An 18,163-nucleotide genomic window follows, 5' to 3' on the forward strand; every position below is an offset into this window, starting at 1 on the left:
ATCGTAATGCTGTTCGCAGGCAAGAAGGCGCTCATAACCGGCGCGGCATCGGGGATCGGCCGGGCAACCGCGATCCGCTTTGCCGAAGAAGGCGCGCAAGTCACCATCGGTGATCGCAATCTTGCGGGGCTGGAGGAGACGGCGGCGATGATGGCGACCAGGCCTGTCGTCCAGCATTACGATGCCATGGACCACGCTTCTTCGCGGCGGCTTGTTGAAGTCGCCACGAAGGATGGGCTCGACATCCTTTGCAATATCTCCGGCCTGCTCAAGTGGGGACCGTCGGATACGTTTGCACTTGAGGATTTCGAGCAGCTCATGACGATCAATGCGACGAGCGTATTCGTCCTGTGCCAGGCGGCGCTGCCGTATCTGGTCAAGTCGAAGGGCAATATCGTCAACACGGCTTCGACCGCTGCGCTTCAGGGGATCGCCTATACGATTGCCTACTCGGCTTCGAAGCATGCCGTGGCCGCCATCACCAAGGGGCTGGCGATCGAATACGGATCGCGCGGCGTTCGCGTCAACGCGATCTGTCCCGGCCACGTCGAGACGCCGATGACGCAGACCCCGCCGCCGGCGGGCGACGTGGACTGGACGCTCGTCATGCGCAATTCGCCCAAGCTGGAGAACGGCTCGTGCGCCCCTGAGGACATCGCCGAGATGTTCGCCTTTCTTGCCAGCGACAAGGCGCGCAAGGTCACCGGCTCGCTGTTTACCGTGGACGGGGGGCAACTGGCGGGGTGAGCAGGACGCGGGCAGCTTCCTGTCCGTCGAGCAGGGCGTTGGCGCGGTGAACCACGCGCCAGCCATCGCTCCTGCGCTCCAGCATCCAGCGGTTGGCGGAGACGCGATGGACTTCGAATCGCCCTGCGCTTTTTCCAGCCACATGTCGCATGACGACGCTGTGGCCGCGCGCGATCGCGCGGTCGCCGTCGAGATCGATCGCCACCGGGCCAAGCAGATGCGCGCAGCCATCGGCCATGAGGCCGCGATGCACCGGCCCGTCGATCATTCCGGCAATCGCCTCATGTCCCTTGGCCGAGGCGAAGCCGACCACTTCATATTCGCCGCCTTCGCTCCACAATTGCGCAAGCGCCTGCGCCTTGCCGCTGTCGGCGAGGGGGCCGTAGTTCGCGATCAGGGCGCGGATTGCCTCAAGGTCTTCGAGGCGTTGCAGGCGTGCGGCGATGGATTCGAGCGAATGGGTCATGAATCCCTTCGTGCCGGTTCGGGCCGGCATGAGAAAGTTGAAAAACCGGGAGAGCGACGATGAATGAAATACCGACCGGGCACGGCAAGCTGGGCCATGTGTGGCGCGAATTCTGCGACCGCCTGGCAGATGCCGGCGAAGTGCTGATGCGCGACGCGGCGCCGTCCACGGCGATCGACCAGGCCGAAGGGCTGCGTTACCTCTCGCGCCTGACGCGAACCGCGCTCAACATGCTGGTCGACAGTGCCGATCCCGATTTTCCGCGCCTGTTCCTGCTCTGCGATGACAAGATCAAGATCGGTGCCGACAACCCCGACAACCTCTATCAGCAATGCGTCGTCAGCCCTGACCGCGAGTACCGGATCACCGGCAAGCGCAACTCGGTTCCCTATTTCTCGATCGGCAGCAAGGCCAACCGCTATGCCACTGAAGGGACGATGGTTTCCACAGGCGAAATCGAGTTCGCCGACATGGAATTCGGCCCCGGCGGCACATTCGAGATCGTCGCCAGCAAGGACCGGAAGCCTGGAAACTGGCTGCCGATGTCGGACGACACCTCGCTGTTGATCGTGCGGCAGACTTTCGACGACAAGAAGACCCAGGTTCCCGCCGAGGTGCAGGTCGAGCGGATCGGGCAAGGGCCGGCGGTGCCGGGCATCCTGTCTCCCGAGATCATCGAAAAGCAGTTGCTGGGCGCGGCGCAGTGGGTACGCGGTACGGCCAGCACGTTTGCCGACTGGTCCGAGTGGTTCAAGGCGCAGCCGAACCGGATCTTCGACGGCGACCAGTCGATCTTCTACCGCGCTGGCGGCGATCCCAATATCTGGTACGGCCACCTCTACTTCAACCTCGCTCCCGGCGAGGCTTTGGTGATCCGGGCCATGCCGCCCGAATGCCGCATGTGGAACTTCCAGCTCGACAACTGGTGGATGGAATCGCTCGATCACGTCAACAACCCGCGTGTATGGCTCAACAACACCATGGCGAAATACGAGGACGACGACAGCGTAGTCGTCGTCTGCGCCGATGCGGATCCGGGCTTCGGCAACTGGATCGACCTTGCCGGGCATCGTTCGGGAACCGCCTTGTGGCGCTGGATTGGTGCCAGTGAGTTCCCGGTCCCGCAGGTGGAAGTGGTGAAGCTCTGAAAAGGCTGGGCGTCGCGCTGGGCTCGATCGGGGTGCCCGCTCATGCTCACATCTCCACGACGGACAGGACGTGGTTCTCGTATCCGGGGAAGACGTAATCGAGTTCGATTACCATGGAATCGCCGAGCTGGCCCGCGCGCAGGATGTCGGTTTCGATGAAGGCCTGTACGCCGTTCGCGCCATAGGCGAAACGCGTGCAGTCACCGTAGAGCGGTGAGGTATCGAGGCGTGCATCGACTTCCGGATTGCCGGGGCGGGCACGGTTGAGCCCGAACTTCAGGCGGCCCTTGATGTCGGGATCGCTTTCGCTGCGCTGCTTGAGGTCAAGCACGATGCGTTCGAGGTCTTCCAAAGATTCCAGCAGGAAGCCGAAGTGAAAGCTCGCCTCGAAGTCGCTCTCCATCATGGCGCGCATGTCCTTGACGGCCTGGTGTTCGTCTGCCGTGCCCACGCCCAGTGTCTCGTGAATGGCCTCGATCAGCTTGCGCTGGGGCTCCGGCAGGCAGGAGAGATAGACGATGCCGTCGGCCCGCGCGAAGTGATCGGCACCAATCACGAAGCGGTAGAAATTGCCGCCGGGCAGGTGCAGGACCTGCGTTTCCTCAAGGCCCAGCAGGCCAAGCAATTTGGCTGCGACAGGACCGTCTGCTTCCGTGCCGTAGTGCAGGGCGATGTGTCCCATGGTGCGGCCCGGCGCGGCCTTGTTCCGGTCGGTTTCGGTGCTCGTCTGCATTTTTGGCGCTCCTCTCACTTATGGGCTGGTCTGTGCTTTGCGCTTCAGTTCCGGTCCCGGGCGGCACGCCGTTCGCGTTCGGCCGCTTCTTCGCCGAGCAGGCGCACGGCAATGGCGTTCGATTGCACGCGCTTGCGATCAGGTTCCGGCGCAGCGAGCGGTTCGACTTCCAACATGTCGGTCAGCGCCTCGCGCGCAAGGCGCTGGTATTCGCCCTTCCCGTCGTTCTTCCAGGTGACCTGATGCGCCTCGAAGGTCCTGACCACTCTGGCCGGGTTACCCGCGACAAGGCTGCGCGGCGGGATCACCGTATCCGACTTGACCAGTGAAAGCGCGGCGACAAGGCTTTCCTCGCCGATCTCCGCCCCGTCGAGCACGACGGCGTTCATGCCGATCAGCGCGTTGCTCCCGATGATACAGCCGTGGATGATCGCGCCGTGCGCCAGGGTCGCGCCGCGACCGATGACGGTATCGCGCAGCGACGAGACATGGATCGTGGTCGAATCTTGAACGCTCGTATCGCCCTCGATGACGATGCGTCCGAAATCGCCTCGCAGCGACGCGCCGGGGCCAATGAAGCATCCGGGTCCGACGATCACGTCACCGATGAGCGAGGCGAGCGGGTGGACGAAGCTTGCGGTATCCACGACCGGAACGATTCCCTGAAAAGCGTAACACGGCATGAGATGATGCTCCCTTCGGGCCGATTTGTGCGAATTCCTTTCCGCACATATCGACGCAATAGATGATTATTAAACCATATTGTGGAGTATATGCGTAATTATTAAATGCACCAATCCTTCAATTGCGCTAGATGGCAATGATGCGCCTGTCTCTCGATCACATCACGGCGGTAGACGCCGACCCGGTCCAGCTTGCCGAAACGGCAAGTGCTGCAGGCTGCGCGGGCATATGCCTCTTCATGCAGTCGATGGACGTTCTGCCGCTGATGCCGCGGTTCGATCTCTGCAGCGACCGATCGGCGCGCAAGGATCTGTCCCGCAGACTGGCTGACCTCGGTCTTTCGCTCGACCTTGCCTATCCCTTCACGCTTGCAGGACGCAGCGATGTCGGGGCCTTCGCACCTGCGCTCGAATGTGCGGCGGAACTCCGGGCGGGGCTGGTCAATGTGCTGTGCTACGACCGAGTACCTGCGCGCCGCACGGACAAGTTCGGCGCCTTTTGCGACCTTGCGGCGCGCTACGACCTGCGGGTAGGCATTGAATTCTATCCCCCGTCGCAAGTGCACTTGCTCGCCGATGCGCTTGCCCTCGCAATGGCGATAGACAGGCCGGGACAGGTGGGCGTCAATGTCGATCTCCTGCACCTGATGCGTTCTGGCGGGACGGTGGCGGAGCTTGCCGCAGCGCCGCAGCAGTTCATTCTCTATGGCCAGTTGTGCGATGGGCCAGCGCAGTGTGACTGCGGCGACCTCGATGCGGAGGCCTCTTCCGCGAGGCTTCTCCCGGGCGAAGGCGTGTTCGACCTTGCAGGTTTCGTTCGGGCCCTGCCGCCCGACTGTCCGATCAGTGTCGAAATTCCGCGCAATCATGCACTCCTTGCAGGGGAAACGCGTGAGCAGCGCGTGCGCCGCGCGGTGGATAGCGTTCGCGGGGCTTTGGCCAAGACCTGAGCCCGGACGCGCGGTGACCGATCAGCCGCGAAGCTGCGCGAGTTCCCCGGCCGAGAGCTTGACTTTCGCCGCCTTGACGCCTTCCTCGACGCGCTCGGGGCTGGAGGCGCCGAAGACCGGGATCGTCTGCAAAGGCTGATTGACGAGGTAGCCGAGCACGATCTCGTTGATCGACACGCTGTGTTCGGCCGCGAGTTCCTGCGCCGCCGCGAAACGCCGGTCATTGTCCTGATTGCCATAGCGCGCGGCCAGCATGTCCGCGACTGCGCCCTTTTCCCGCATGGCGAAGTAGCCGCCGCTGGTCGCGGCATAGGCGATTATCGGCATGGTTTCGTGGAGCGCCTCGTATTCGCCCTCGTAGTAGTGCTGGTAGCCCTGCCGGGTCGCCGCCTCGACGTCGGGCTTGGCCAGGCCCCAGAACGTCTCGGAGGCGACGAAGCCGGGCTTGCCTGCGGATTTGGCGTAGGCATTGGCTTCGACAATGCGATCGGCGGCCCAGTTCGACGCGGCATAGTGACGGATACGGCCTGCCGCTTGATGTTCGGCCAGCGCGTCGATCAGTTCCTGCACCGGGACATCGGGATCGTCCATGTGCAGGAAGTAGAGGTCGATCGTCCCGGTGCCGAGGTGGTCGAGGCTCTCGCCGAGATCCTTAGCAATGTCCTGTGGGTTCACGCGCATCCGGTAATCGCCAGCGCGTGCATCGAACATGCCGCCCTTCGTAGCGATGACGAGATCGGAGCGGTTGCCCCGGCTCTTCATCCATGCGCCGATGGCCCTTTCGCTGGCGCCGGCGGGAATGCCGGGAATCCAGTCGCCGTAAATGCGTGCGCTATCGAGGAAATTGCCGCCAAGCTCGACGAACCGGTCGAGAATGGCATTGGCGCTCTCCTGATCGATGGCCGATCCCAGCATGTTGGTGCCATAGCAAAGTACGCTGACGGAGAGATCGGTGCTGCCGAGGGGCGTTCTTGAAAGCATGTCAGATTGTCTCCGCGTCAGGGTTCAGACGGTCTCATCCCACTCAATCAGGTGCGAGATGTCGGTGCGCGCTTCGGGCTTGCGACCGGTCCGGGCAAGATAATGGGTGGTGATCTTCGCGGCCGGGTCGATGGGCTGAACCACTTCGATGACACGGTCGTACTCGGTCCGGCTGAGTTTCCACACGCCGCCCTCGCAGAGGTATTCGTCGCGGTAGATGGCACTGCCGTAAGTGTGGGTACCGGCCTCGATGTCGATGAAGATGTCCTCGAGGTACCAGATGCCCTTCGCGGTGTTGTCGCCGGTCAGGGTAATCTCGGGCATGTGCCCGTGATGCATCGCGAGAGCCCCCGAGTGGAAGGAGTTCGCCAGGAATTCGAGCATGTTCGCCCGTCCGGCCAGCGCCACCTTATAGGTGCCGCCGCGATATTCGACCGTGATGTCCTCGGTGAACATGCCTGCCAGAAGGTCCATGTCCGCCGTATCGATGGCGCGGAAATAGCGATGCTTGAGGATCTTGATCGCTTCCAGGTCACTCAGTTGTTGCAGGGTATATGCCATTGTTTCAGCTTTCCTCTTCGGCGGCGAACATGGCCTCTGCACGGGCCTTCAGCGCGCGTGCGCTGTCATCGAAGGCGCGCTTGATCCAGGGGCCGGCGAAGCGATGGACGTGAATGCCATTGGCGCCGAGAAAGGCGTCGGTGGAATGGTAGCGGCAGGAATTTTCGCCCGTCGCCTCGATCACCTGATCGCGCCTCGCAGGGTAGGGCCAGGCCTCGCTATGCACCATTTCCCAGCTCAGCAGCTTCTCGGGCTCGAAGCCGCAGATATATTCGCAGTTCGGTACAAGTGAGCCGGGCGCGGCGTAGTTGACCAGCGTCATCTCCACGGCCGCGCCCATTTCCAGCGTCGAAGCGGCGCGCACGCAGAACGGGTTCCATTCGGCGTAGCGCGGCATGTCGGTCAGGATTGCCCAGACGATTCGGGCCGGGGCGGCGATCTCGACCGTCTCGCTGACGGTGACGGCCTCGGGATCGAAGCCGTTGACGGGATCTTCGGCGAGGGTGGGGGCGCACCTCATCCAGTCCAGCATGTCGTTCCTCCTTCAGACCGCGACCCAGTCGCCGCCGTTCACGTCAAGAGCGGCGCCGGTGATCTCGCTCGCATAATCGGACAGGAGGAAGTAGACCGCCTTGGCGCAGTCCGCGTCGGGTGGAATGTGACCGACGGGAATTTCCGAGCTGCGCTGCTGGCGGAACGCCTCAGCGCCATCGCCGAGCGACTGGATGTACTGTTCGAGCGGCGCACCCACCATCCAGCCCATCAGCGCGGTGTTGACGCGGATGCCGGTTCCGGTGAGTTCCACGGCAAGCTGGCGGCTCATCTGGTTGAGCGCCGCCTTGGCCATGGCATAGCCGCCTTCGCCCGGCATCGGCTTGCGGCTGGCGAGCGTCGAGACGTTGACGATCGCGCCTTTCTTCTGCTCGCGCATGGTTGGGATTACGGCCTGAGCCATGCGCACGCCGCCGACCGCGATCACATCCATGGCCGTGAGTAGCTGTTCGATGGAATGGGTGTCTAGTCCGGTCCAGTCAGGGTGGTAGTAGGCCGAGTTGACGAGTCCGTCGATCCGGCCCCACTTGTCGAGCGCGGCCTTGGCGAGGGCGTTGCACTGGTCGGTCTGGGCGACGTCGCAGGGAACGGCGATAGCCTCGCCGCCTGCCTCAAGGATATCATGCGCAATGGCCTCGATGGCCTCGCGCGAACGGGCGGAGACGACGACTTTCGCGCCTTCCCTGCCAGCGCCCCGGCACATGGCCTGGCCCATCCCGGGGCCCGCACCGGTGATGATGACGACTTTATCCTGAAGGATCATGTTGTTCTCTCCCATTTTGTTCTGATTTGGCGTGCGTCGAAGGTCTGGGCTACGAGCCGGCAGCCCTCGATCCGGCGCGGCGGCCGAAGAAGGTGCAGTCGGCAAGGCTCATGCCAGAGCTGTAACCATGGCCCCATGCCGGCAGCCCGGAGGTGCAGCGCCCTGCCGCGAAGAGGCCGGAGACGGGGTGGCCAGCGCGGTCGAGGACTTCGCCGTCCACGCTGGTGCGCAGGCCGCCGAGCGTGAAGAAGCTGAAGTAACTGTCCATGAAATCGAGTTCGAGCGCGACGAAGGGGCCTTCCTCAAGCGGCGTCAGGATCGGCGTGCGCTTGCCGAAGAGCGGGTCGCAGCCTTTGCGTGCATGGCGGTTGTAGAACGCCATCGTCGCCGAAAGCGTGCCCTGTGGCATCTCCAGTTCGGCTTCGACTTCTTCCCAGGTTTCGCCTGTGGCGGCAATGCGCATCTGGGCGATGTCCAGCGGCTGCGAGAAATGCGCGCAGTCCAGCAGCAGGTAGACCTTGCCGCCGGGCTGGTCGACTGCGCAGCGGCTGACGCGGCCATGGTAGCAGTCCTCATTGACGAAGCGCTGGCCCGCGACATTGACGAAGACGCCCTTGGCGTGCGGTTCGGGCATGGTCCAGGGGCAGGTTGTGAAGAACTGCTCCATGTGGATGGCATCGCCGCCCGCGCCCATGCCCAGCAGGATGCCGGTCCCGTCGTCCTTGTCGCCGATCGGGGCGTTGATGCTGAAGGTTTCGGGGCAATATTTGCGGCGCATCTCTTCGTTGAACACGAAGCCGCCGGTTGCGAGGACGACGCCTCTGGCCGCTTTCACGTAGCGGTTCCGGTTGTCGATGCGGAAGACGGCGCCAACGATCCGCTCACCGTCGGCGATCAGCGCCACGGCGCGAGCATCGGCCACGACCTCGACGCCGAGATCGCGCGCGCGCGCTTCAAGAATGTCGATCAGCGGGCGACCGCCGCCCCAGCCTGCGTGCTGGATGACATGGCCGCGCGGGGCGGGAGTCGCGATATCGCAAAAGGGCTGCGCCGCCTCGCTGCCCGACCAGATCAGCGTGGAATCGTCGACTGGCTCGATGTGCTTTCCGGGCAGGTAGTTGCCGCGATATGGCACGCCCTGAGCCTTGAGCCAATCGTAATGCGAAAGCGACTGCTCGGCGTAGAGATCGCACTTCGCCTCGTCCGCGCAGGGGCCGCCCGCCGCCTTGAGGTAGGCGGCAAGCGCTTCGGTCGTATCCTCGAAGCCGGCGGCGCGCTGGGCGTCGGTGCCCCCGCCGATGTAGATCTCGCCGCCGGACAGCGCCGATGCACCGCCGCTGCCGGAATTGCGTTCGAACAACATGACCCTGGCACCGGCGTCGGCAGCCTCGATGGCGGCGCAAGCCCCGGCCGCGCCGAAGCCGATGACAACGACCTGGGTTTCAAAGTCCCAGGCAGGAACTTGCGAAGCCGGGAAGGGGCGGTGCAATGAAATGTCCGTCACAGGCGAGGGGTCTCCAACAGGGCGCGGGTGCGGGCGGCTTCGGCAACTTCCCGGCCCATGGCGCGGAGCATGGTGTCGATCTTTTCGTCGAGGCAGCGGCCATCGCCATCGAACATGGGCTGGGATGTGTTGATCGCAACGCCGAGCGGAGTATTCCAGCCCCTGAGTGCATGGACGATGCCGCGCAGGGTCGTCAGTGTCATGACCGCGCCTTGCCAACCGGCGCCGGTCGCGACCGCCCCGACCGGGCGTCCGTGGAAATAGGGCCACTCATCCTTGGACATGTCCTCGACATAATCGAGCGCGTTCTTGACGAGGCCGGAGATGGTGCCGTGATAGCCGGGCGAGCCGATGATGACGCCGTCGGCGCGGCGCAGGGAAGCGATAAGGTGCTGTGCCGCCGGAGTGCGTTCCTTGCGCTCCCACGCATAGATCGGCAGTTCGAGTTCCGGCCCGCTGATCAGCAGGGTTTCGGCCCCGCCCGCCGCCGCGCCTTCCAGCGCGATGCGCAGCGCCTTTTCGGTACTGCTGTTCGCGCTGGTGGTGCCGCCGAGCGCCACGACGAAGGTGGGGCGATCCGCTTCCACGCCCGCGCTGGCAAGCTCGATGGCCTTGTCCAGTGTGGTCATCACACTTCTCCGATTACTCGTCGCGTGCCTTGAGCATGTCGAGGGCGACGTCGACGATCATGTCCTCCTGGCCGCCCACCATCTTGCGGCGGCCGAGTTCGACGAGGATTGCGCGGGTGTCGATGCCGTAAGTCTCGCTGGCCTTTTCGGCGTGGCGCAGGAAACTCGAGTAGACTCCGGCATAACCAAGGCTCAACGTCTCGCGGTCGACGCGGACCGGGCGGTCCTGCAGCGGGCGCACGAGGTCCTCGGCTGCATCCATCAGCAGGTTGACGTCGCAGCCATGATTCCAGCCCTTGCGGTCGACCGCGGCTATGAACACCTCGAGAGGCGCATTGCCCGCACCGGCGCCCATGCCGGTGAGGCTGGCATCGATGCGCACCGCGCCGCACTGGGCGGCAACGATCGAGTTGGCGACGCCAAGGCCAAGGTTATGGTGCGCATGCATGCCGCGCTGCGTTTCCGGTTTGAGCACCCGGTCATAGGCTTCGAAACGGGCGCGCACACCGTCCATGTCGAGCGCCCCGCCACTGTCGGTGACGTAGATGCACTGGGCGCCATAGCTTTCCATCAGCAGAGCCTGCCGGGCCAGCGCCTCGGGCTCGATCATGTGGCTCATCATCAGGAAGCCCGAGACGTCCATGCCGAGATCGCGGGCGATGCCGATGTGCTGCTTGGAGACGTCGGCCTCGGTGCAATGGGTCGCCACGCGGACCGAGCGCACGCCGATATCGTAGGCGCGCCGCAGTTCTTCCACCGTGCCGACGCCAGGCAGGATCAGCGTGGTAAGCACGCACTTGTCGAGCACATCCGCCACGGCCTCGAGCCATTCCCAATCGGTATGCGCGCCAAAGCCGTAGTTGAAGCTGGCGCCCGAGAGACCGTCGCCGTGAGCGACCTCGATCGCGTCCACGCCGCTCTTCTCAATGGCGCTGGCAATGTCGCGCACATGGTCGATTCCGTACATGTGGCGAATGGCGTGCATGCCGTCACGCAGGGTGACGTCCTGGATATAGAGCTTTTCGCCCGCTTCCACGTTGAACTTGGCCATCATGCATTCTCCTTGGCGGCCATGCGCCGCTGGGCCAGCAGTTCGCCGGTCGCCTTGGCGGCGGCGGTCATGATGTCGAGGTTGCCGGAATAGCTGGGCAGGTAGTCGCCTGCACCTTCCACCTCGAGCATGATCATGGTCTTGAGGCCGGTGAACTCACCCCGGCCCGGGATCTTGAGCTTGTTGTTGTCGCCGAAACGTTCGAACTGGACTTCCTGCTTGAGGCGGTAGCCGGGCACGTACTTCTGCACTTCGGCGACCATGTTCTTGACCGACTGGCGGATGGTGTCCTCGTCGGCGCCCTCGGACAGGGTGAAGACGGTGTCGCGCATGATCATCGGCGGTTCGGCGGGGTTGAGGATGATGATCGCCTTGCCCTTCTCGGCGCCGCCGACCTTCTCGATGGCGTTTGCCGTGGTGCGGGTGAACTCGTCGATATTGGCGCGCGTGCCCGGGCCTGCCGAACGCGAGGAGACCGAAGCCACGATTTCGGCATAGGGAACGCGGCTCGCAACGCGGCTCACCGCAGCGACCATCGGGATCGTCGCCTGGCCGCCGCAGGTCACCATATTGACGTTGGGCGCATCGAGATTGGCATGCATGTTGACCGGCGGCACGGTGAACGGGCCGATCGCGGCAGGCGTCAGGTCGACGACCTGGATGCCGTCGGCGCGCAGGGCCTCGTCGTGGACCTTGTGCGCATAGGCGCTGGTCGCATCGAAGGCGATGCCGATTTCAGGGTAGCAGGGCAGCTTCTTGAGGCCCTCGATGCCCTCGTGGGTCGTGGCGATGCCGTGCTCGCGGGCCATGGCGAGGCCTTCCGAGTTGGGATCGATGCCGACGACGGCCGCGAGTTCCATGTTCTGGGGATACTTGATCATCTTCATCATCAGGTCGGTGCCGATATTGCCCGAGCCGATGATTGCCGCCTTCACGCGTGCCATGTCACAGTCCTTTAAACCTATTTGGCTTTCAAACGAATTGCGCGACGCAAGAGCCGATTTTCCGGCCCCCGTTTTCCGGGTTGGAGTCGCTCAGGATCATTTCGAAACGGTCACCCTTCACCGCGGGGGCAAGAGGAACCAGCGAACCGGAGAGAATGACGTCGCCCGCATCGAGGGTGACGCCGTATTGGCCCAGCGTATTGGCAAGCCAGGCGACGGCCTGCGCCGGGTCGCCCTGGACCGCGTGGCCATAGCCTTCGGATAGCGGCTCTCCGTTCTTGGTGACGGCCACGTGCAGGCCCGGCAGGTCGAGCCCGGCAGGATCGAGGCGTTCCTCACCCAGCACATAGACGCCGCAGGAGGCATTGTCCGAGACGGTATCGACAATGGAGATCTTCCAGTCGGTGATGCGGCTGTCGACGATCTCGAAGCACGGGACGATGCTTTCAGTCGCTGCCATGACATCGGCGGCGGTGACCCCGGGGCCCTTCAGCCCTTCCTTGAGGACAAAGGCGATCTCGGCTTCGGCGCGCGGCGCGATCAGCGCCTTGTCGTCGATGCCGATGTCGCCCTCGATGTACATCCAGTCGGTCAGGAAGCCGAAGTCGGGCTGGTGCACGCCCAGCATGTCCTGCACCGCCCGCGAAGTGACGCCGATCTTCTTGCCGACCACCTTCTCCCCATCCGCCCGGCGGCGGGCAAGGAAATCCAGGCTGATCGCATAGGCATCGTCAATCGTCAGCGCGTTATCCTGCTCGATGAGCGGGGCGAGCGTCTTGCGCCCGCGAAGGGCATCGTAAAGTGCCTTTCCGTAAGTTTCAGCAGTGCTCATCGAGGAATCCGGTTGCATAGCGGTTGAATTCGGCAGCGCGTTCAAGCTGGACCCAGTGGCCGACCTTGCTGAAGGTCACGCAGCGCACGTCCTCGCAGGCCTCGAAGAAGTAGTCGATGCCGGATAGCGGCATGAACGCCTCATCGCGGCCCCAGAATAGCTGGATCGGCATCTTCAGTTCGGGCAGGCGCGGACGCACGTTGTGGGTGCGCATCCTGACGATGACGTCCTTGGGCTGCGTCTTCGAGACGGCGAAACGCTCGGCCACGAGTTCGTCGGTGACCATGGCCGGGTCGTAGACGAGGCTCTCGTTGAGCCGGCGCTGATCGGCCTCTGAGAAATCCGGGCTGCCGAAGGACGAGCGCATGTTGGCAATGCCGGGCATCGCGAAATAGACGTCGAGTTCCTCGATGCAGCCGGGGGCCATTAGGATCATGTTTTGAACGAATTCGGGATGATCCGCAGCGATCTCGATGGCGATCCCGCCGCCGAGCGAATTGCCGACGAGCGAGGCTTTCTCGAGGCCGTGCTGGCGCAGGGCCTCGTATACCGTCTCGACGAAGAGGGTAAGCGTGTAGTCGATCCCCTCGGGCTTCGACGAGGAGCCGTAGCCGATGAGATCGGGCAGCACGACGCGGTAGCCCGCCTCGACGAATGCGTCGACGTTCTGCCGGAAGTTGGAAATGCCCGAAGCGCCAGGGCCGCTGCCGTGGAAGAAGACCACGGCGGGGCCCTGTCCGCACTCGCGGATGTGAATGTCGTAGCCGCCGGCGACGCGGTACGTCGCCTCCTTCATGTCAGCCATGCCGTGCTCCCTTACAGGAAAGTGAACTTGGGCTCTTCGCCCAGCATCGAACCGACGAGATCGGCCGTGCGATTGCTTGGGTCATTGGCAACGTGGGCACGCCCGGCGTGCAGGTCGAGCCAGGGCTGGATGATCGGGCTGGTGTTATAGATCGCCCGGCCGCCCAGCAGCTTCATCATGTCGTCGGCAAGGTCGGCTAGACGGCGCACGACGGTCGATGACTGGTAGGCGAAGAGGGTGCGTTTCTGCATCGGTATCTTCTCGCCCCGCTCTGCATAGCCCATGAGCTCGTCGAACGTCGCGCGCAGGGTCGTTTCCATCTCGATGATCTGGGCGTGCGCCTTGGCGATGGCTGCATGGAGGAACGGGTCGGCCTTGGATGCCTTGCCGGTGTTGGTCGAGACGCGGTCCTTCATGATCTGTACCGCGGCATTCACGGCTGCGCGCGCCCCCCCGAAAGCGGCGGTCGAAACGGAGCGGGTGAAAACCTGCGCCCAGGGCAGGGTGAAGAGCGGTGCGTCGTTTTCTTTCTGGCCGGGATTTTCGCAAAGAAAACCATGGACCGAGCGATGCGTGCGGTATTCGGGGACGAATACATCGTCGACGATGATGTCGTGGCTGCCGGTACCTTGCAGGCCGAAGACCTGCCAGGCATCGCGATTGATCGTGTAGTCCTTGCGCGGCAGCAGGAAAGTGCGCATGTCGGGTGCGCCGCCGGGCTCGCTGGGCGGCACCATCGACCCGAGCAGGACCCAGTCGCAATGGATCGAGCCGGTGGAAAAGCCCCAGTGGCCCGAGAGCCTGAAGCCGCCTTCGACGGGCGTGACCTTGCCTACAGGCTGGTAGGAAGAGGAGACCAGTACGCTGGTGTCCGTGCCCCAGACCTCCTGTTGCGCCCGGTCATCGAAAAGCGCGAGTTCGTAGGGGTGACAGCCGACGACACCGAACATCCAGCCCGTCGACATGCAGCCTTCTGCGAGGGCCTTCTGTACGTCGTAGAAGGCATTCGGGCTCATTTCAAAGCCGCCCCAGCGCCTGGGCTGGAGAATTCGAAAGAATCCGGCGTCTTGCATCTCGGCAATCGAGTCCGCCGGAACGTCCCGATCGGCGACGCATTTCGCCGCGCGCTCCTTCAATACCGGGATCATGGCGCGCGCACGCTCTACGAGCTGCTCGGGCGTCGGGATCGCTGCGGCCGCGTCTGTGACTGAGGCTGTGCTGGCCATTTCGCTCTTCTCTCCCTCGTAACGAATCAGGGCAACGCTCCTCTGCGCTGCATTCGTAAAAATAAATGGCATGTGATACGCAAATCGTCAATTGAAAAGCCGTTGAGCTTTCGATATGTGCAGATTGGCAAGGTCTGAACGGACGCGAATTTCCGTTGGCCGAATCGGTTTTGCAGGAGAGAGGAGCCCGTGATGGGCAAGCAGACCATCGATCTTTCAGGGAAGGTTGCCATCGTGACCGGCGGCACGCGTGGCCTCGGTCGCGGCATTGCTGACGCCCTCTCGCAGGCGGGTGCCTCGGTGGTGGTATGTGGCCGCAGAGAGCCGGACGACCTCCCTGCCGGGGTGCGCTTTCGCGCAGCTGACATACGCGAGGCCGATCAGGCTGCCGCGCTCGTGGAGGCTGTTGTCGAAGACCATGGCCGCCTCGACATTCTGGTCAACAATGCCGGGGGATCGCCCGAAGCACCGGCGGCAACCGCGAGCTCGCGCTTCTTCGATGCGATCGTGCGGCTCAATCTCAATGCGGCCATGTACATGTCCCAGGCAGCCCATGCGCCGATGCAGGCTGCCGGAGCGGGAAGCATCGTCAATATTGCGAGCGTATCGGGCATCCGGCCCAGCCCCGGCACGGCAGCTTATGGAGCTGCGAAGGCAGGGCTGCTCAATCTTACGCAAAGTCTGGCCCAGGAATGGGGGCCTGACGGCATCCGCGTCAACGCCCTGATCCTGGGGCTCATGCAGACCGAAACTTCCCAACTCACCTATGGCGAGACGGAAGCGCAGGCCCGTGTCGGTGCTTCGATGCCGTTGGGCCGCATGGGGACAGGCCAGGATGCAGCGGGCGCCGTGCTCTGGCTCTGCTCGGAGATGGCCTCATGGGTCAGCGGCGCGCGGATCAACGTCGATGGTGGTGGCGAGCGTCCGTACTTCCTCGACCTCGTGAAAGGAAATTGAACTGACCATGGGTATCAAGGCACTTGGCTATGTCGTCGTCGAAACGGCGAAGCCCGAGGAATGGAATACCTTCCTCACGCAGTTCGCAGGAGCCATGCGTGCGCCCGATGCTGCCGATGGCGCTGCGCTGTACCGCGTGGATGATCGGGTGTTTCGTTTCCGGATCGAGGCCGGCACGCGCGAATGGTTCGTCGCGGCGGGATATGAACTGACCGATCGCGCCGCGCTCGATGCCCTGGCGGTCAGGATAGGCGATGCCGCGCGCCCGGTCGAATGGGCCGATGCGAACGAGGCCGCAGGCCGCGGTGCGGAGGCGATGTTCCGGACTAGCGATCCGGCCGGAAACGGCCTTGAATTCTATTGCGGCGATGCGCGCAGCGATAAGCCTTTCGTCTCTCCGATCGGCGTGCCGGAATTTCTCACCGGCGATCTTGGAATGGGCCATGCGGTATTTTCCGCCCCCGATTTCGAGGAGACCATTGCGTTTCATCGCGATGTCGTGGGTTTCCACGAGACCGACATGCCGCGCTTTCACCTGATGGGGCCGGATGCGCCGTCGATGGGCTTTGCCTTCCTGCATGCGGACAACGGCCGTCATCATTCTATCGCTTTCGGGGAAGGCCCGGTTCCGCCTTCGGGCGCTGTGCATATCATGCTGGAGCTTCCCGACCTAATCGAGGTGGGCAAGGCGCACGATCGCATGAAGCGCTTCGGCTACCCGGAAAGCGCCACGCTGGGCCGCCACGTCAACGACGAGACGACAGGGTTCTACGTACAGACTCCCTCGGGTTTCGATCTCGAGATCGGGTGCGACAGCCTGATCATCGATCCGGCCAGCTGGGAAGTGACGAAGCACGAAGGGATTAGCGTCTGGGGCCATGAATGGGCCTGGCAGAAGGCCCTCAAGGAACAGCAGGAACAAGAGAAAGGGGCATGATGCTCGACAAGCGGATGAGCGCGGCGGAAATCGTCGCGCAGATCAGGGACGGTATGACCGTCGGTATCGGCGGCTGGGGTCCGCGTCGCAAGCCGATGGCGCTGGTGCGCGAGCTTCTGCGTTCGGACGTCAAGGACCTGACCGTCGTTGCCTATGGCGGCGCCGATGTCGGCATGCTTTGCGCGGCCGGCAAGGTGAAGAAGCTTGTCTTCGCATTCGTCTCGCTTGATGCGATCCCGCTCGAACCATGGTTCCGCAAGGCGCGCGAGGGTGGCAAGCTCGAAGTCCTGGAAGTGGACGAGGGCATGTTCCAGTGGGGCCTGAAGGCAGCTGCCTTCCAGCTTCCTTTCCTGCCCACCCGTGTCGGGCTGGGCACCGATCTTGCCGAGCTGGGCGGGCTCAAGACAGTGCAATCGCCCTACGCGGACGGCGAGACGCTGATTGCGATGCCAGCGCTCAAGCTCGATGTCGCGCTGGTCCACGTCAACCGTTCCGACTGGCGCGGCAATGTGCAGGTCTACGGGCCCGACGTCTATTATGACGAGTGGTTCGCGAAAGCCGCGCAGAAGACCTTCGTGTCTTGCGAGGAACTGGTGGACCGCATGGAGGACCACTATCCCGAGCACGCGCAGGCCAACCTGTTCGAGCGGTGCTTCGTGAGCGGTGTCGTCGAGATGCACTGCGGCGCTCATCCCAGCTCGATGCCCCCGCACTATGGCTGGGACATGAAGGCGTTCAAGGCCTACGCCGGCGCGGCGAAGGACCCGGGCGACTGGGATGCGGTGAAAGACCGCTTCGTCGGCGCGAGCGAAGCGCAATACCTTGAAAGCAATGGCGGAAAGGAGGCGGTGGCGGCTCTTCCGCTCCCGATATTCTGATGACCCAGGTTACCCTTACAGAACTCTGCATCTTCGCGGCCTCGGAGGCCTTCCGCGGCAATGGCGAAATCGTCGCGACGGGCGTCGGCCCTGTGCCGCGTCTGGGTGCCAGTCTCGCCAAGCTGACCCACAGTCCCGAACTGATGATGACCGATGGTGAATGCTATCTGGTCGAGCAGCCGGTGCCGATCGGGCCGCGTGCCTACGACGATCGCAAGCCTGCCGGGCACCTCCCATTCTCGCGCTTCTTCGACAGCGCGGTGTGGACGGGGCGCCGCCACGCGATGGTCACGCCGACCCAGATCGACCGTTTCGGCCAGATCAACCTCTCGTACATGGGCGGCACATACCAGCAGCCCAAGACGCAGATGCTGGGCGTGCGCGGCTTTCCTGGCAACACGATCTACCACCCCAATTCGTTCTTCTTCCCGGCGCACAGTCCGCGTGTTTTCGTGCCCGGCGAGGTCGATATGATCTCGGGAGCGGGGTATAATCCGGCCAAGCGCGTTGCGGGCGGAAACTACTCCGGAGTCGACCTGCGCACGATCGTGACCAACCTGTGCGTGATCGACTTCGGCGGCAAGGACGCTGAGGGCAACCGGGCGATGCGCGTCGTCTCGTTGCACCCCGGCGTGACCTTCGACGAAGTGCAGGAAGCGACCGGTTTCGCACTCGAATTGGCTGAAGACGTTGCGCAAACGCCGCTGCCGGGCGCCGAGGCGCTGGAGATCATCGCGCGGCTCGATCCGCACGGTATCCGCGCGAGTGTGATTAAGGATAACCCGCCGGCCCTTCGCGGCTGAGCCAGAAGTGCAT

The 18,163-nt window shown here is 63.7% G+C and carries 21 protein-coding genes; 7 read left to right on the top strand and 14 right to left on the bottom strand.

Annotated features, from left to right (window positions below; genetic code table 11):
- Positions 1–6: 6 nt before the first annotated feature.
- Positions 7–747, top strand: coding sequence for an SDR family NAD(P)-dependent oxidoreductase (locus J3474_RS08585; protein WP_207093810.1), 741 nt, complete (start codon positions 7–9; stop codon positions 745–747).
- On the opposite strand, the gene J3474_RS08590 is transcribed toward J3474_RS08585, so the two are convergent.
- The gene (locus tag J3474_RS08590; protein ID WP_041558502.1) at positions 716–1,213 is read right to left on the bottom strand and encodes a nuclear transport factor 2 family protein; all 498 of its coding nucleotides are present in this window, start codon (positions 1,211–1,213) and stop codon (positions 716–718) included. The genes J3474_RS08585 and J3474_RS08590 overlap by 32 nt on opposite strands.
- 59 nt (positions 1,214–1,272) lie before the next feature.
- Between J3474_RS08590 and J3474_RS08595 the strand changes: the two genes are divergently transcribed.
- Positions 1,273–2,361, top strand: coding sequence for a hypothetical protein (locus tag J3474_RS08595; RefSeq protein ID WP_207093812.1), 1,089 nt, complete (start codon positions 1,273–1,275; stop codon positions 2,359–2,361).
- A gap of 46 nt (positions 2,362–2,407) precedes the next feature.
- Here the strand turns inward: J3474_RS08595 and J3474_RS08600 are convergent, their stop codons facing one another.
- Complete coding sequence (locus J3474_RS08600) at positions 2,408–3,094, bottom strand: hypothetical protein (protein ID WP_207093813.1); 687 nt, start codon at positions 3,092–3,094, stop codon at positions 2,408–2,410.
- A gap of 44 nt (positions 3,095–3,138) precedes the next feature.
- Complete coding sequence (locus J3474_RS08605) at positions 3,139–3,741, bottom strand: phenylacetic acid degradation protein PaaY (protein WP_242528281.1); 603 nt, start codon at positions 3,739–3,741, stop codon at positions 3,139–3,141.
- 173 nt (positions 3,742–3,914) lie between these two features.
- On the opposite strand from J3474_RS08605, the gene J3474_RS08610 reads away from it, so the two are divergent.
- Positions 3,915–4,727, top strand: coding sequence for a sugar phosphate isomerase/epimerase (locus J3474_RS08610; RefSeq protein ID WP_242528282.1), 813 nt, complete (start codon positions 3,915–3,917; stop codon positions 4,725–4,727).
- Positions 4,728–4,748: 21 nt separating this feature from the next.
- Here the strand turns inward: J3474_RS08610 and J3474_RS08615 are convergent, their stop codons facing one another.
- Genes J3474_RS08615 through J3474_RS08665 form a run of 11 tightly spaced genes read right to left on the bottom strand, consistent with a single transcriptional unit; the run spans position 4,749 to position 14,575 of the window.
- On the bottom strand, positions 4,749–5,708 hold the full coding sequence (locus J3474_RS08615) for an aldo/keto reductase (protein WP_207093816.1): 960 nt from the start codon (positions 5,706–5,708) through the stop codon (positions 4,749–4,751).
- Between the two features lie 24 nt (positions 5,709–5,732).
- The gene (locus J3474_RS08620) at positions 5,733–6,269 is read right to left on the bottom strand and encodes a nuclear transport factor 2 family protein (protein WP_207093817.1); all 537 of its coding nucleotides are present in this window, start codon (positions 6,267–6,269) and stop codon (positions 5,733–5,735) included.
- A 4-nt stretch (positions 6,270–6,273) separates the two neighbouring features.
- On the bottom strand, positions 6,274–6,801 hold the full coding sequence (locus J3474_RS08625) for an SRPBCC domain-containing protein (RefSeq protein WP_207093818.1): 528 nt from the start codon (positions 6,799–6,801) through the stop codon (positions 6,274–6,276).
- Between the two features lie 12 nt (positions 6,802–6,813).
- On the bottom strand, positions 6,814–7,584 hold the full coding sequence (locus tag J3474_RS08630; RefSeq protein ID WP_242528283.1) for an SDR family oxidoreductase: 771 nt from the start codon (positions 7,582–7,584) through the stop codon (positions 6,814–6,816).
- Between the two features lie 49 nt (positions 7,585–7,633).
- A complete protein-coding gene (locus J3474_RS08635) occupies positions 7,634–9,088 on the bottom strand; it encodes an FAD-dependent oxidoreductase (RefSeq protein ID WP_207093820.1) in 1,455 nt (484 codons plus the stop codon).
- Entirely contained in the window at positions 9,085–9,717 is a 633-nt protein-coding gene (locus J3474_RS08640) for an NADPH-dependent FMN reductase (protein WP_013836513.1), read from the bottom strand. Before J3474_RS08640 ends, J3474_RS08635 begins: the two co-directional genes overlap by 4 nt.
- 13 nt (positions 9,718–9,730) lie before the next feature.
- Positions 9,731–10,771 carry a 4-hydroxy-2-oxovalerate aldolase gene (gene dmpG, locus J3474_RS08645; RefSeq protein ID WP_207093821.1) on the bottom strand — a complete coding sequence of 347 codons (1,041 nt, stop codon included), beginning with the start codon at positions 10,769–10,771 and terminating at the stop codon, positions 9,731–9,733.
- Positions 10,768–11,712 carry an acetaldehyde dehydrogenase (acetylating) gene (locus J3474_RS08650; RefSeq protein WP_207093822.1) on the bottom strand — a complete coding sequence of 315 codons (945 nt, stop codon included), beginning with the start codon at positions 11,710–11,712 and terminating at the stop codon, positions 10,768–10,770. The genes dmpG and J3474_RS08650 overlap by 4 nt, the downstream gene beginning before the upstream one ends.
- Positions 11,713–11,740: 28 nt before the next feature.
- A complete protein-coding gene (locus J3474_RS08655) occupies positions 11,741–12,544 on the bottom strand; it encodes a fumarylacetoacetate hydrolase family protein (RefSeq protein ID WP_207093823.1) in 804 nt (267 codons plus the stop codon).
- The gene (locus J3474_RS08660) at positions 12,531–13,349 is read right to left on the bottom strand and encodes an alpha/beta fold hydrolase (RefSeq protein WP_013836509.1); all 819 of its coding nucleotides are present in this window, start codon (positions 13,347–13,349) and stop codon (positions 12,531–12,533) included. The genes J3474_RS08655 and J3474_RS08660 overlap by 14 nt, the downstream gene beginning before the upstream one ends.
- Positions 13,350–13,360: 11 nt before the next feature.
- Positions 13,361–14,575, bottom strand: a complete 1,215-nt coding sequence (locus J3474_RS08665; protein ID WP_013836508.1) for an acyl-CoA dehydrogenase family protein — start codon at positions 14,573–14,575, stop codon at positions 13,361–13,363.
- A gap of 192 nt (positions 14,576–14,767) precedes the next feature.
- Here J3474_RS08665 and J3474_RS08670 point away from each other — a divergent pair, with 192 nt between their 5' ends.
- From J3474_RS08670 to J3474_RS08685, 4 genes are read left to right on the top strand one after another with little or no spacing between them, the layout of a single operon-like run.
- A complete protein-coding gene (locus J3474_RS08670; RefSeq protein ID WP_207093824.1) occupies positions 14,768–15,532 on the top strand; it encodes an SDR family oxidoreductase in 765 nt (254 codons plus the stop codon).
- Between the two features lie 7 nt (positions 15,533–15,539).
- Complete coding sequence (locus J3474_RS08675; RefSeq protein WP_013836506.1) at positions 15,540–16,469, top strand: VOC family protein; 930 nt, start codon at positions 15,540–15,542, stop codon at positions 16,467–16,469.
- Positions 16,466–17,347, top strand: a complete 882-nt coding sequence (locus J3474_RS08680; RefSeq protein WP_376706521.1) for a CoA transferase subunit A — start codon at positions 16,466–16,468, stop codon at positions 17,345–17,347. Before J3474_RS08675 ends, J3474_RS08680 begins: the two co-directional genes overlap by 4 nt.
- Positions 17,347–18,150, top strand: coding sequence for a CoA-transferase subunit beta (locus J3474_RS08685; protein WP_013836504.1), 804 nt, complete (start codon positions 17,347–17,349; stop codon positions 18,148–18,150). Before J3474_RS08680 ends, J3474_RS08685 begins: the two co-directional genes overlap by 1 nt.
- Positions 18,151–18,163 lie beyond the last annotated feature (13 nt).

It is taken from the genome of Novosphingobium sp. PY1 (genome assembly GCF_017312445.1).
In the GTDB taxonomy this organism is placed as follows: Bacteria; Pseudomonadota; Alphaproteobacteria; order Sphingomonadales; family Sphingomonadaceae; genus Novosphingobium.

Coding starts and splice junctions, on each gene's coding strand:
- J3474_RS08680 (WP_376706521.1), top strand. CDS start 16,466: ATGATGCTCGACAAGCGGATGAGCGCGGCGGAAATCGTCGCGCAGATC.
- J3474_RS08655 (WP_207093823.1), bottom strand. CDS start 12,544: ATGAGCACTGCTGAAACTTACGGAAAGGCACTTTACGATGCCCTTCGC.
- J3474_RS08625 (WP_207093818.1), bottom strand. CDS start 6,801: ATGCTGGACTGGATGAGGTGCGCCCCCACCCTCGCCGAAGATCCCGTC.
- J3474_RS08595 (WP_207093812.1), top strand. CDS start 1,273: ATGAATGAAATACCGACCGGGCACGGCAAGCTGGGCCATGTGTGGCGC.
- J3474_RS08670 (WP_207093824.1), top strand. CDS start 14,768: ATGGGCAAGCAGACCATCGATCTTTCAGGGAAGGTTGCCATCGTGACC.
- J3474_RS08675 (WP_013836506.1), top strand. CDS start 15,540: ATGGGTATCAAGGCACTTGGCTATGTCGTCGTCGAAACGGCGAAGCCC.
- J3474_RS08640 (WP_013836513.1), bottom strand. CDS start 9,717: ATGACCACACTGGACAAGGCCATCGAGCTTGCCAGCGCGGGCGTGGAA.
- J3474_RS08620 (WP_207093817.1), bottom strand. CDS start 6,269: ATGGCATATACCCTGCAACAACTGAGTGACCTGGAAGCGATCAAGATC.
- J3474_RS08615 (WP_207093816.1), bottom strand. CDS start 5,708: ATGCTTTCAAGAACGCCCCTCGGCAGCACCGATCTCTCCGTCAGCGTA.
- J3474_RS08630 (WP_242528283.1), bottom strand. CDS start 7,584: ATGATCCTTCAGGATAAAGTCGTCATCATCACCGGTGCGGGCCCCGGG.
- J3474_RS08685 (WP_013836504.1), top strand. CDS start 17,347: ATGACCCAGGTTACCCTTACAGAACTCTGCATCTTCGCGGCCTCGGAG.
- dmpG (WP_207093821.1), bottom strand. CDS start 10,771: ATGATGGCCAAGTTCAACGTGGAAGCGGGCGAAAAGCTCTATATCCAG.
- J3474_RS08665 (WP_013836508.1), bottom strand. CDS start 14,575: ATGGCCAGCACAGCCTCAGTCACAGACGCGGCCGCAGCGATCCCGACG.
- J3474_RS08585 (WP_207093810.1), top strand. CDS start 7: ATGCTGTTCGCAGGCAAGAAGGCGCTCATAACCGGCGCGGCATCGGGG.
- J3474_RS08590 (WP_041558502.1), bottom strand. CDS start 1,213: ATGACCCATTCGCTCGAATCCATCGCCGCACGCCTGCAACGCCTCGAA.
- J3474_RS08650 (WP_207093822.1), bottom strand. CDS start 11,712: ATGGCACGCGTGAAGGCGGCAATCATCGGCTCGGGCAATATCGGCACC.
- J3474_RS08660 (WP_013836509.1), bottom strand. CDS start 13,349: ATGGCTGACATGAAGGAGGCGACGTACCGCGTCGCCGGCGGCTACGAC.
- J3474_RS08600 (WP_207093813.1), bottom strand. CDS start 3,094: ATGCAGACGAGCACCGAAACCGACCGGAACAAGGCCGCGCCGGGCCGC.
- J3474_RS08610 (WP_242528282.1), top strand. CDS start 3,915: ATGATGCGCCTGTCTCTCGATCACATCACGGCGGTAGACGCCGACCCG.